Below are 12,817 nucleotides of genomic sequence, written 5' to 3'. Positions count from 1 at the left end.
TACAACTTTCTGAGCTAGGAGGGACCGACGCGGTCGCCGGTATCTCCACAGTAGCGCTCTTTACGCTTAATGTCATGACATATTCACAAGTCGATATTTTAGAGCGGATGCGGAACGGACGGGTCACCCTGATTGCGCCCGTGGTCGATGGCGATCTGGACCAGCCTCGGATCGCGCTTGTCGACATTTCGATCTGCGGATAGGCATGCTCGATCCGCGGACGGTCCGGCCCGATCAGCAGAATGGCCGAGTCGGCAACATTTGCTCGCGTTGGTCGATGGCGATCTCGACGGGTTGGATCAGCGGACGAGCGGTGGGCGTCCTGGTCGGAAGCTGCCACGGCGGGCACAAAAAAGCCCCCGGAACCAAGGGTTCCGGGGGCATCTGTTGCGGGGGCAGGATTTGAACCTACGACCTCTGGGTTATGAGCCCAGCGAGCTACCGAACTGCTCCACCCCGCGCTACAAGAACAAATTTAGCACACCCTGAAAGCTCGGTCGACCACTTGTGGTGATATTTCCAGTTGGGCGCCGAAAATGGGTTCCTCTACTGGCATCAAACACCATCAAGCAGGACAGCCGCAAGTGATCGCCATTCTCCGCACCAACAGGTGTTCAGGTATGGACAGATGCTCTAACCCGGTGTAGTCGGAATCGATTCACGGGAAGATCCACGGCCTTCCACCTTGCCGCTGCACGCCACGGGTCCGCGGCGTTCCCAGTGCACCACTTCCGGGCGTCTCAGCGCTCCCGGCCTCGCCGCATCTCAGAGACGCCCTATTCCGGGCCCAGCGATGGCTGGGTCCACTGTCCGATCCTCGGCCCGGTATCGCAGCTCACCCGAAGTGTGGTGTGGAATGCATTACTCCGCAGTGTTGGCCATGTAAACAAACAGTGTAAAAGTTTCATTTATATATTCGATTTACTATCAACTTGACCAACCGCCTCAAATGATGACCGCCAGTGAGATCCCGCTTATTCAAAGGTGAATCACGTAGAACTGCGGATCGGACCACTGGAGTTTGAAATTTCTCCGCACAAATCGAAAATGAGTTGCTCTCGCTTTTGTATTCGATTCGGAGTAGAATCGTTGCGAAGGAGGCAATGGCGCCCATGTTCATGGAAAACACCGGTGAGGCCAGTCCGAATGCTGTCATTGTGGCGGTCGGGCAGGCTCGGGAGATTCTCCTGAAAGCGTTGGGTTCGGTGTCGTTCGGGTCGCTGGGTGATGAAGAATCCTTGAGCATATTGCTCGCCCTCGAGAGCGTCGGCCGGGTTGTTGATGGTGCCCGGGTGCTGTCGACGACGGATGTGCTGCGCCGCTCCGAATACCTTGATGCGTCCGTGGCCACGACTGCCGCGACGATGACCGCCGATCAGACCGAGATAGAAGCGGCTGGCGCGGTGTCTCTGGCCCGCCGGCTCGGCTGCCGCAGCGGCCTCGTGCTGGTGTCCACCCTGGCGCGGTTGTCCCGCAGTGAGGTGCGGCAGCGCGCGTCACTGGGTAAGAATGCCGGCGAGCGGATGCTGCTCGGCCGGCCCCTCGCACCGACCTACCCCGTGGTGGGTGAGGCGCTGCAGGGCGGGGAGCTCGGTGTCGAGCAAGCCCGCGTCATCGTGTCCGTGCTCGACGGCCTACGCGCCTCGGTGCTGGTGGACGACCTCGACCGCGTCGAACGCTCCCTGGTAGCGAGCGCGTCCGGCGCCATCACCCCGGAGACCGAGGGACTGCCCGGCGCCGGTATCGCATTTGCGCCGGAGTTACTCCGGCAGCAGGGCATCGCGTGGCAGGCGCGCCTCGCGCCCGACGGGTGCGCGCCGGGCGAGGCCACGGCGGAACGGCGCAGCTGGTTCGCCTTCGGTGGACTGAATAACGGCGGCTACAGCCTGAACGGCTGGCTGACCACTCTCGACCGGGCCATCATCGGCACCGTCTTCGACGCCTACCTCTCCTCCGCTGCCGTAAACCCCGTTCCCGGCGCGGTACCCCGAGCCACGGTCGCCTTCCACGAGACCGAACCGTGCGAACTATCCGATGCGGACAGCACGCACAACGATGAAACCGACGGCATCACGGACAGCGACGGTAATGACAGCAAAGCAAGCACCAGCACTGATAGCAGCGCCAGCGACGTCCTCGCGATTGGCGCCAACGATGACCGTGGCGCGCAGGCCTCGAACAACGTCCCGGTCGAGCACTGCGAAAGCGGCGAGCAGACCGGGGGCCAGCACGGGCAGGCCGACGACGAGAACGGCCCGATCGGCCACGCCCAGGGCTACGAACAGGGCTGCGAACAGGGCTACGACGAGCGGACCGGAGCAAACGCGGGCCAGGCCCTCAGCCTCTGCCCGCAGGAACCCGCCGATACCCGGTCGATCAGTGAGAAGCAGGCCGGGATCCTCCGCGCGGTGTTCGAAGCGGCCGCCCGGCAGCCGGGCACCCCAACGATGGGCGGCGCGGCACCGACGGTACTCGTGCACATCAATATCAACGACCTCCTCGCCGACCGCGGCGCCGGCTGGATCGACGGCATCGACGGACCCCTCACCGTGAAACAAGTCGATGAGCTGCTCTGCGCCGGCGGGTATCAGCCCGTGTTGTTCGGCCACAAGGGTCAGGTTTTGCACCTCGGCGACAGCAACCGGTTCTTCACCGCCAGTCAGCGCCGCGCATTGGCCGCCCGCGACGGCGGCTGCGTCATCCCCGGCTGTACCGTGCCACCGCATTTAACCCAAGCGCACCACGTCGTGCCCTGGCGCAAGGGCGGCCTCACCGACATCGACAACGACAACGGCACGCTGCCCGGCCCCAGCCACCACCACGTGATCCATAGAGGCTGAAGGGTGCAGGTCGTCGACAACGTGCGCTGGTTCGCCCCACCAGCGAGCATCGACCCCAGCCGCAAACCCAAGCGCCGCTGGAAACTTTTCGTACCGAGACCACCACGACCCCCGGGCTGTTTTCTGCTGGTTGAGCAACGCGCTCTGGCACGAGTCGAAACCCCGCCGCATCTTCTGATTTCGAGACGATCGCTCCGAGACCTGCTCAACCAGCGGAAGTCGTTCGCGTCACACATCGTCACGCGACGCAACATTGTTTCGCCGCGGTTAGGCGCCGCGCCGCGCCGACAATAGGCTCACGGCCATGATCAGCATCGAACAACTGACCAAGGTCTACGGTCACGGCGCCAAGGCGACGGTCGTCCTCGACCGGCTCGACTTCCGCGTCGACGCCGCCGAGATCTTCGCCGTCGTCGGACCGAGCGGCGCCGGCAAGTCGACCCTCGCGCAGTGCGTCAACCTGCTCGAGCGGCCCACGTCCGGTTCGGTGCTTGTCAACGGTGAGAACCTCTCCCAGCTCGGCGAGCGCCAGCTGCGCGCGGCCCGCCGCCGCATCGGAACGATCTTCCAGTCCGACGGCCTCTACAGCCGTCGCACGGCGGCCCAGAATGTCGCGTTACCGCTCGAATACCTCGGCGTCACCACCGCCGAGGCGAAGCGCCGCGTCGCCGAATTGCTCGACCGCGTCGGGCTCTCCGACCGCGCCGGACACTACCCGCACCAGCTCTCCGGCGGCCAGCGCCAGCGCGTCGGTATCGCCCGCGCGCTCGCGTTGCGCCCGCAGGTGCTGCTCTCCGACGAGGCGACATCCGGCCTCGACCCCAAGTCGACGGCATCCATCGTCTCCCTGCTCAAGGAGCTTCGTGACGACCTCGACCTCTCCATCCTGTTCATCACCCACGAGATGGACACCGTGCTCCAGGTTGCGGACGCCGTCGCCCGTCTCGACCACGGCCACATCGTCGAGTCCGGGCGCATCGTCGACTTGCTGCGCGACCCGGCATCCGCCCTCGGCCGCGCCCTCCGCCCGGCCCGCCCGCACGCCACACCGCAGCTGGGCGAGACGCACTGGTTCGTGAGCTACACCTCCGGCGCGGTGCCGGCCGACTGGGTGCTACGGCTGGCCAGCGAGCTCGACGCCCCGGTCTCCGTGCTCGGCGCGTCGATCGAGACCGTCGCCGGCCAGACGGTCGGGCACGCGAACATCGGCGTGCGCGCGGTCGACCCGGCCCTGCTTGTTGAGACTGCCCGCCGCCTGGGGCTGGATGCCCGGCCCGTGCCCGAGGATCCGGAGGCTGCGGCTCTGGCCGACCGGTCGGCGGAGGAGTCTTCGAGGTCCTCGGATGGCGGGCGTTCGACGTCCGCGGATGCGTCCGCCCCGGCTGCGGCAGGCGACACAACCCCGGCGGCCTCGATCTCGTCCACAGTGCCCGCACTGGAGCGTGTTGCATGAGCGCTGCCCTGAGCGTGCTCGCCACCGGCATCCGCACGGCCCTTCCGACGAACAACAACGTGCCGAACGCCGAGATCCCGGCGCTCGTGTTCCCGGCGCTGATCGACACCCTCATCATGGTCGGCATCGTCATGGTCATCGTCGTGCTGGTCGGGGTGCCGCTTGGCGCGCTCGTGCACAACCTCGCGCCTGGCGGCCTAGTCGAGAACCCCGCGCTACACCAGTCGATCAGCTGGATCGTCAGCATCGGCCGGTCGCTGCCGTTCCTCATCCTGATGGCGGCGATCGTTCCGTTCACGCGCTTCATCACCGGAACCAACATCGGCATCGCCGCGGCCGTCGTGCCGATGGCGATCGCCGGGATCGCGTTCTTCACCCGCATTGTCGAGAACTCGCTGCGTGGCGTACCGCCCACGCTCGTGCGGGTCGCGAGGGCGTCCGGTGCGTCGCCTCTGCAGATCGTCCGCACCGCGCAGTTGAGCGAGGCGCTGCCCGCGATCATTGGCGGGCTCACGATCAACACGATCGCGATGATCGAGTACTCGGCGATCGCCGGCACGATCGGCGCCGGCGGCATCGGATACGTGGCGGTGACCTACGGCTACCAGCGCTTCGACAACACCGTCATGCTCGCGACGATCATCATCCTCGTCGCGACGGTCGCCACGGTGCAGCTGCTCGGAGACCGGCTCGTGCGACTGGCGACGCCGCACGCCCGCGAGCGCCAGCCGAGGCGCGCGAAGTCGATGCCCGTCCCACGCTGAGCGCGGGGACGCTTCCGCCGAACCACTTTTGCCTGGCATGAGCCTCCCCACCCGGCATCCGCTCGACCCTGCCACCCGCCCGTTCACGCCACTGCGTCACCACGACTCCAGCACCTCGAAAGGAAACACCATTTCCCAAGGCACGATCACCAAACCCACCTCGCAGGACCCCGACGAGCCGCACGGCTTCGAGCTCAAGACGCGCCGCCGCTGGCCCTGGATCGCCGGCGCCTCGGTGGCCGTCGTCGCGGTCGCCGCCGCGATCGGCATCCCGCTGCTCAATCCGAGCGTCTCGCCGAACGAGGTCGCGGGCGCCACGCTCGTCATCGCGACGGCGGAGGGCAACGCGGCCGAGCAGGCCCTCGTCGAGTTCGTCGCCAAGAACGTGGCCGCCGACTATGGGATCACGGTCGCCTTCAGGGGACTCTCCGACAGCAACACGATCAACCGTGCGGTGAGCGAGGGCGAGGTCGCCGGCACGATCTACCAGCACAAGCTCTGGCTGAGCCAGGTGCTCGAGGCCAACCCCGACTTCCGGGAGACGGCGGCGACACCGGTCTTCCGGTGGGGCTTCGGGCTATGGTCCGAGAAGTGGGGCAGCGTCGAGGAGATCCCGGATGGCGCCACCATCTCGCTCTACTCCGACCCCGCCAACGAGGCACAGGGGCTATGGCTGCTCGAGAACGCCGGGCTCATCACCCTCAAGGACGGCGCAACCGCCGGCACCGCGACCCAGGACGACATCGCGTCGAATCCGAAGAACCTGAAGTTCGTGCTGCTCGACTTCGCCGCCCAGTCGCGCGCGCTGCCCGACATCGATGCCGCCGCCGGGTACACCGAGTACTACCTCGCCGCAAAGATCCCGCTCGAGCAGCAAATCTTCGCCCCCGCCGCACCGGACGACTTCGCCGGCCAGCTCACGATCGGCAGCGACTACGCCGACACCGACAACATCAAGAAGCTCGTCGCGGCCTTCCAGGACCCGGCCGTGCAGAAGTTCCTCGCGACCGATCCGTCGGTGAAGGGAATCCTGCTGCCACTCAACAAGCAGTAGCGCGACTGGCGGGGATCGGATGCCGCCAGCATCCCGGCCCCTTTCCCTTTCACCATTCGGGAGTTCCTGGGCGGTGCGACCGTCAGAATTTAGGAGTATCTGGCCAGCATGACCTTCGAGGGCCGGGGCGCTGTCCCACCAGCAACATCCGCCTCGTGGGCCACACCAAATCCTGAATGATGATGGCCACCCGTTTCGCCACCCCCTGAATAATGACAAAGAGCGTTCGCTATGGGCGAGCGAAAAGGGATCACATTTGCTCAGAAAGCCCGCCTGAGCTTGAATAAGCAACGTAACTCGGGAGCCCGGTAGGGCGATTGAAGGCAACGAATTAGGCACCGAAGGCGCATCATACCTCGCCACAGGCCAAGGTTGGGGTCGTATTAGCAACGTATCGACAACGCCGTACTGATCTGTAACGCCGGGCATGCGAGCATCGAAACATCCGGCTGGGACATTGACATGAGAGACGGCCGCCCCTGGGTGCGCGGACCGCTCATCTTCGACCCCACTCAAACCTGGCGCCCTGCTGGCCAAAACCGTGCCGCCACCCCGGCCGAGAAACCCAACTGGGAAAAGTAGGCCCGCGCGGTCGCGTGCGCGGCCAACGGGATGGCCGCGCTGAGCAGACAGCCAGCGCAGGGCTATGGAGGTCTCGACCCGGTTCTAGAGCCTGTTGAGAGACGGACGACGGAATGGTGGCGTTGTCGAGATTGGTAAGTTTCGTGACTGTGGCCGTTTCGGCAGCCTCGGAGAGTGGAAGGGAGCCGTTGTCGAGACCGGCCGAATCTTCGGCTTCTCACATCGCTCGCTCACGTCTGGCGGGCGCGCTCTGCCCTCCAATACCAAAGGCCGCAAGCCCCCACCCGAGAGAGTGAACGCTTGCGGCCTGTGTGGTGCGGCCTGGCTACTCCCCGAGCAGGGCGAGCATGCTCGCGATCGTCTCGGCGAGCTTGGCGTCCGCGGTACCGTAGTCGGCGAAGTTGCCGGCGGCGAGGGCGGTTGCCTTGTCGGCGAGCGCGATCTTGGCGACGGCGAGCAGCGACTTGAGTTGGGCATCCGTTGCCTCATTGCCGGTTGACCCGGTCGGCACGTCGGTGCTGCCGGTAGTGCCGCCTGTCGAGCCGCCCGTGGTTCCGCCAGCGGCGGCATCCGTCGCACCCTGGTCAGGCACAGCGGTATCACCGGCGGTGGCACCCGAGTCGCCACCAAACAGCACGTCGAGTGCACCGTTGAGGGTGTCCTCGAACGCGATCTGGTCGCCGAAGGCCACGAGCACCTTCTGCAGCAGCGGATAGCTGGTCTCACCCGTTGACTTCACGTACACCGGCTGCACGTAGAGCAGGCCGCCACCGACCGGGAGGGTCAGCAGGTTTCCGTTGAGCACGGTCGAGGATCCCTGCCGCAACAGGTTGAGTTCGGTCGACACCGTCGGGTCGGCGTTAAAGACGTTCTGCACCTGGCCGGGGCCGGGCACCGTTCCGTCCTTTGGCAAGTTCAGCAATCTCAACTGACCATAGCCGTCGGCGCGCACACCGTCGGCAGATCCGGCGTCGGCGTCCACGGCGAGGTAGCCGTAGAGCACGTTGCGACTGGAGGCTCCGGTCGCTTCCGGCTGGAAGGTCGAGTAGAGCGAGAACGACGGCTTGTCAGATCCGGGTACCTGCATGGTGAGGTAGTACGGCGGCTGCAGGGTCGGGTTCGTGGCCGGGGAGTCCGGGTCATTCGGCGAGATCCAGGCGTCGTCCTTGGAATAGAACGAGCCCGGGTCGGTGACGTGGTACTGACCGAGGATGGACCGCTGCACCTTGAAGAGGTCGGCCGGGTAACGCACGTGACTCATCAGATCGCCGCTCATCTCGCTCATCGGCTTGAGCGTCGACGGGAAGATCTTCTGCCAGGTCTGCAGCAGCGGCTCTTTGTCGTCCCAGGCATAGAGGGTGACCTCGCCGCTGTACGCATCTACGGTGGCCTTGACGGAGTTGCGCATGTAGTTGATGCTGTCGAGCGCGTAGGGCTGCGCCGGCGTCTGGGTGTCGGCGATGGCCTCGCTCAGGCTGACCGGTGTCGAGTACGGGTAGCTCGCCGACGTTGTGTAGCCGTCTACGATCCACTTCACGCGACCGTCAACGACCGAGGGATAAGCGTCGGAGTCGAGCGTGAGGTACGGCGCGACCTTCTGCACGCGCGTAACCGGGTCACGGTCGTAGAGAATCTCGGACTTGTCGTTGACCGATGCCGCCAGGAAGATCTGCTCGGACTGGAATTTGAGCGCGTAGATGAGCTTTTTGAACGCGTTGTCGAGCTTCGGGCCGCCGTCGCCGGAGAATGTAGTGTAGGTCTGTCCGGCACCTTCTGCGCCCGACGGGTAATCAAGTTCGATCGGATCGACGCCCTTTTCGGCACCGACGATGGAGTACTCTGGCGAAGACTCGCCGAAGTAAATGCGCGGTTCAAAGTCGCCGAGCGCACCGCTGGTGGGAATGCCGGATTCGAGGAACACCGGCTGCCCGTCAACCGAGCGCTGGTTGCCGTAAGCGGCCACCACGCCGTAGCCGTGGGTGTATACGGTCTTCGAGTTGACCCAGGTGTTACCGGTGTTCAAGCCGTCGATATTCAGGTCACGCACGGCGACGACGGTGTCCTGCGAGGTGCCATCGATCACGTAGCGGTCAACGTCGAGGTTGTCCGGGAACTGGTAGTACTGGCGGAACTGCTCGAGCTGGCCGAACGAGTCGCTCACCAGGGCCGGGTCGAGAATACGAATATTGGCCGTGGTCGCGGCGTCGGCACGCAGCGCGCCGGGCTCGGCGGTAGTTTTCGCGTTGTAGGGAATCTCCTCGATGTCCGCGACGCCGTAGGCATCCCGGGTGAGATCAATATTGCGTTCGATATATTCGGCCTCGAGTGCCTTCGCGCTCGGCTCCACCTGGAAACGCTCCACCACCCACGGGTACAGCGAACCGATGAGCAGGCTCGACACAATGAGCAGCGCCGTGCCGATGACCGGCAGACGCCAGCGGCCGATGATGGCCGTGAGAATGAAGAGCAGGGCGACGACGGCGGCGATGCCGGCAAGGATCGCGCGGCCAGGGATGGTCGCGTTGACGTCGGTGTAGCCGGCACCGGTGATCAGGGCGTTGTTGTTGGTCAGGGTGGAGTACTGGTCAAACCAGATACTCACGGCCTGCAGCAGCAGATAGAGGGCTGCGGTGATGGCGATCTGCACGCGCGCGGCCTTGGAGATGAGCACTTCACGCCCGGACACTCGAATGGATCCGTACAGGTAGCTGGTCGCGACCGAGACGAGCGCCGAAATCAGCACAACAGCGGATGCGAAGGCGAGCACGGCCTGATAGAACGGCAGGTCCATCAGATAGAAGGAGATGTCGAAGTTGAACTGCGGGTCAACTCGACCGGTTTCGGTGCGGTTGAGCCACATGAGCACCGTCTGCCAACGAGTGGCGGCGGCCACACCGGCAAACAGGCCGAGGAGGGCCGGAATGCCGTACATCGCGAGGCGACGGAGCGGCTCGATCACCTGCTGGTAGCGATCGAGCTGCGCGTTGAGCTTGGCGTAGACCGGGCGCAGACGGTAGGCCAGTTGAATACTCACCCAGACCGGAACGGCCATCGTGACGAAGCCGATCAAAAACAGCACGGTTCCGGCGATCCACTGGGTGGTCAGAACGTTGACGAACCCCAGCTGGTCGAACCACAGCACATCGGTATACAGTCCGGCGAAGATAAAGAACAGGATCACCAACCCTGCGATGATGGCTGCGGTAATTGCTAGCGGGGCTCGGCTACGCCGTGGGGCGTTGTCGGCTGATGATGAAGTCACGAATTGGCCTCTTGCGCTCAGTTATTAGATACAGGGTGATCATTTGCTGCAGGATCAGGGTCTTGCACCATCATACTTTGGCGGCCCTGAGAGAGTCATCACTCTTGCTCGTTCGCCAAGGGTCAACTGGCCGGGCAGCTCGGCAGGTCGCTCGCGTCGGCACCGGTCTTGATAGCGTCGAGCGCGTCGAGCGCGTCGTCGAGGGTGGCGACCGAGAACACTGTCAGGCCGTCGGGGATATTTCCGGTTACCTCCCCGCAATTCTCGGCGGGGGCGAGAAACCAGGTCGCGCCGCTCTCGAGCGCGCCATAGAGCTTCTGCTGGATGCCGCCGATCGGGCCGATCGCGCCGGATTGGTCGATGGTTCCGGTGCCGGCCACGTTCTCGCCGCCCTGCAGCTCGCCGGAAGTGAGCTTGTCGATGATTCCGAGGGCGAACATCATGCCGGCGCTCGGGCCGCCGACCTTGTCGAGCTGGATCTGCACCTCGAACGGAAATTCGTAGGCGACCGACACGTTGACGCCGGCCACGATCGTGCCGTCGTTGTCGATCGGGGTGACCTCGACGGTCCGGGCGAGGCCGCCCCGCACAATGTCGACGCTCGCCGCGGTCTCGGCACCGTTGTCCTGCAAAGCCGCGCGCAGTTCGGCGACATTGGCCACCGCGATACCGTTCACGGCGGTCACTTCATCGTCGGGTTCGATCACGCCCGCGGCCGGAGAACCGTCGGGCAGGCTCACCACCGACACCGTCGTGGGGTAGTCGTAGCCGAGATGAGTGAGTGCGGCAGCGATGGCATCCTGTTGGGAATTAATCATGTCGGCGCTGCTGCGAGCATCGCGCTGCTCGGTGCTGACATTGTCGGGAAAAACCTGGTCAATGGGGAGGACGGCCTCGCTCGGGTCGAGCCAGGCACCGGCCACGGCGAGCCAGCTCGGCCGGTCTTCCCGGTTGCCGAAGAGCGACACGGTGAGCAGATCGAGGGTGCCGCCGGTCGGGTAGACGGTCTCGTCGGGGATGGTGATGAGAGCGGTTTCGACGTCGTCGTAGGTGGCGGTGCCGAGGGTGTTGAACACCGGACCCGGCTTCTCGATGACGTAGGGCGCCGGCATGATGCCGAGAATCACTCCGGCGACGAGGGCGATCAGCAGTGCCGTCCAACCGAGGGACGGGCCAGAGCGTCCGGCACGTCGAGGTGCCGGTGCATTGGTGAAGAGCGCCATCGTGGTCCTTTGAGTGTTGATTCGTGCCAGGTTGCGGGTCGTGTTCGCGACGGGCGCACAGCAAGCCATTCAGCCTAGGATATTTTCCAGCCCCGAGCGGGCTACTCGCACTAGCGTAGAAGTATGCAACTGAGAGGGGCCTGAAGTGGCCGACGACTCCCTACCCCCGAACGATCAGAACCCGAACAATCAGAATCCCGGCGAACCCAGCGACGAGTTTCGTGACATGCTGCGCGACATTCTGAGCGGCAATAGCGGCATCGACCCGAGCCAGCTCGCTGGCGCTGCCGGTCTGCCCAATGATCCGGCCAGTGTGGCCGCGCTCATGCAGCAGCTGCAGGGCGCCATGAACTCCCAGGGCACCGGCGTCGACTGGAAGATCGCCCTCACCCAGGGTGAACAGCGAGCGGCCACCGGTCAGCTCAGCGCGACCGATGAACAGCAGACCCAGCTGCGCCAGGCCTTTCACATTGCGGCGCTCTGGCTCGATGACGTCATTACCGTGGCCGAACTCACCGTCGAACCGCGCCTGATGACCCGCCGCGAATGGGTCACCGTGACCATGCCGCTCTGGACCCAGCTCGCCGAACCCGTCGCCACGAGCATCTCCGACTCCCTCACCCGGGTCTTCGCCGAACAGGTTCCCGAAGAGATGCAGGGCATGGTCGCCAACGCGAGCCAGCTCGTGCGCAGCATCGGCGGCACCCTGTTCGCCATGCAGCTCGGCCAGGTCGTCGGCCAGCTGGCGAGCGAGGTCGTCAGCGGCGGCGATGTCGGCATTCCGCTGCTCGGTGAGCAGCAGGCCGCCCTGCTCCCCCAGAACGTTGCCGACTTCGGAGCCGGCATCGACGTTCCGGCCGACCAGGTGCAGATCTACCTCGCCGTGCGCGAGATCGCCCACGCGCGACTGTTCCGCCACGCCCGCTGGCTGCGCCTGCACCTGACCAGCGCGGTCACCGCCTACGCGCGCGGCATCAGCATCGACTCGAGCCGGCTCGAAGAACTGGCCGGAAGTTTCGACCCGTCCAACCCCGAAGACCTGCGCCAGGCAATGGTCGACGGTTCGCTCATTCAGCAGAAGTCCGAGTCGCAGCTGTCGGCCCTGTCCCGCCTCGAAACGATGCTCGCCCTGGTCGAGGGCTGGGTCGACGTCGTTACCGCTCGTGCCACGATTCGACTTCCCAAAGCGGATGCTATCGCCGAGACGGTCAAACGCCGCCGGGCCTCAGGCGGTCCGGCGGAATCCGCTTTCGCGACCCTGGTCGGTCTCGAACTGCGCCCCCGCCGCCTGCGGGAGGCTGCAGCGATGTGGCAGGCCGTGACGGATGCCGTGGGCAACGAGGCGCGCGACGCGCTCTGGTCGCACCCCGACCTGTTGCCCACTTCGGAAGACATCGACGATCCCCAGCCGCTGATCATTCGGCTGACCAGCGCAGCCCGCGGGGGGCCCGAGGTGCTCGACGACGTCGACCAGGCTCTCGAAGACCTGCTGCGCGACGACGGAGCCGAGCGCCCGCACGAGGAGTAACGGCGCGCAACGTTGCCGCAACCTGTGCCGATCTACCGTCGTTCAACGGACGAAATGTCCCAAACGAAGGAGTTTGGCAATGACGATAACCGAGACCACCACCACCACGAC

At 65.1% G+C, this 12,817-nt stretch carries 7 protein-coding genes and 1 tRNA gene; 5 read left to right on the top strand and 3 right to left on the bottom strand.

The window, feature by feature from the left end:
• Nucleotides 1-387: 387 nt before the first annotated feature.
• Nucleotides 388-461 (bottom strand) — tRNA-Met (locus tag E3T31_RS03330).
• 642 nt (nt 462-1,103) lie between these two features.
• Here E3T31_RS03330 and E3T31_RS03325 point away from each other — a divergent pair.
• The 4 genes from E3T31_RS03325 to E3T31_RS03310 all read left to right on the top strand — a co-directional run bounded on the left by E3T31_RS03325 (nt 1,104) and on the right by E3T31_RS03310 (nt 6,111).
• Nucleotides 1,104-2,840 (top strand): HNH endonuclease signature motif containing protein, encoded by a 1,737-nt coding sequence (locus E3T31_RS03325; RefSeq protein WP_134467451.1) that lies wholly within the window; start codon nt 1,104-1,106, stop codon nt 2,838-2,840.
• A gap of 304 nt (nt 2,841-3,144) precedes the next feature.
• A complete protein-coding gene (locus E3T31_RS03320; protein ID WP_134467450.1) occupies nt 3,145-4,293 on the top strand; it encodes a methionine ABC transporter ATP-binding protein in 1,149 nt (382 codons plus the stop codon).
• 14 nt (nt 4,294-4,307) lie between these two features.
• Nucleotides 4,308-5,057 (top strand): methionine ABC transporter permease, encoded by a 750-nt coding sequence (locus E3T31_RS03315; RefSeq protein WP_241977564.1) that lies wholly within the window; start codon nt 4,308-4,310, stop codon nt 5,055-5,057.
• A 37-nt stretch (nt 5,058-5,094) separates the two neighbouring features.
• A complete protein-coding gene (locus tag E3T31_RS03310) occupies nt 5,095-6,111 on the top strand; it encodes a MetQ/NlpA family ABC transporter substrate-binding protein (RefSeq protein WP_134467448.1) in 1,017 nt (338 codons plus the stop codon).
• 907 nt (nt 6,112-7,018) lie between these two features.
• On the opposite strand, the gene E3T31_RS03305 is transcribed toward E3T31_RS03310, so the two are convergent.
• Both E3T31_RS03305 and E3T31_RS03300 read right to left on the bottom strand, forming a co-directional pair.
• Nucleotides 7,019-9,955 (bottom strand): UPF0182 family protein, encoded by a 2,937-nt coding sequence (locus E3T31_RS03305; RefSeq protein WP_174844839.1) that lies wholly within the window; start codon nt 9,953-9,955, stop codon nt 7,019-7,021.
• A 122-nt stretch (nt 9,956-10,077) separates the two neighbouring features.
• A complete protein-coding gene (locus tag E3T31_RS03300; protein ID WP_134467447.1) occupies nt 10,078-11,178 on the bottom strand; it encodes a PDZ domain-containing protein in 1,101 nt (366 codons plus the stop codon).
• Nucleotides 11,179-11,404: 226 nt separating this feature from the next.
• On the opposite strand from E3T31_RS03300, the gene E3T31_RS03295 reads away from it, so the two are divergent.
• Nucleotides 11,405-12,706 (top strand): zinc-dependent metalloprotease, encoded by a 1,302-nt coding sequence (locus tag E3T31_RS03295; RefSeq protein ID WP_134467544.1) that lies wholly within the window; start codon nt 11,405-11,407, stop codon nt 12,704-12,706.
• Nucleotides 12,707-12,817: the final 111 nt, after the last annotated feature.

The organism is Cryobacterium sp. TMS1-13-1 (assembly GCF_004403125.1).
Lineage (GTDB): Bacteria > Actinomycetota > Actinomycetes > Actinomycetales > Microbacteriaceae > Cryobacterium > Cryobacterium levicorallinum.
The sequence above is the reverse complement of the archived record's forward strand: the minus strand, read 5'-3'. Positions and strand labels throughout refer to the sequence as shown.

Bases quoted from the DNA above. Each gene is read 5' to 3' on its own strand.
- E3T31_RS03325 (WP_134467451.1), top strand. From the start codon at position 1,104: ATGGCGCCCATGTTCATGGAAAACACCGGTGAGGCCAGTCCGAATGCT.
- E3T31_RS03320 (WP_134467450.1), top strand. From the start codon at position 3,145: ATGATCAGCATCGAACAACTGACCAAGGTCTACGGTCACGGCGCCAAG.
- E3T31_RS03310 (WP_134467448.1), top strand. From the start codon at position 5,095: ATGAGCCTCCCCACCCGGCATCCGCTCGACCCTGCCACCCGCCCGTTC.
- E3T31_RS03300 (WP_134467447.1), bottom strand. From the start codon at position 11,178: ATGGCGCTCTTCACCAATGCACCGGCACCTCGACGTGCCGGACGCTCT.
- E3T31_RS03295 (WP_134467544.1), top strand. From the start codon at position 11,405: ATGCTGCGCGACATTCTGAGCGGCAATAGCGGCATCGACCCGAGCCAG.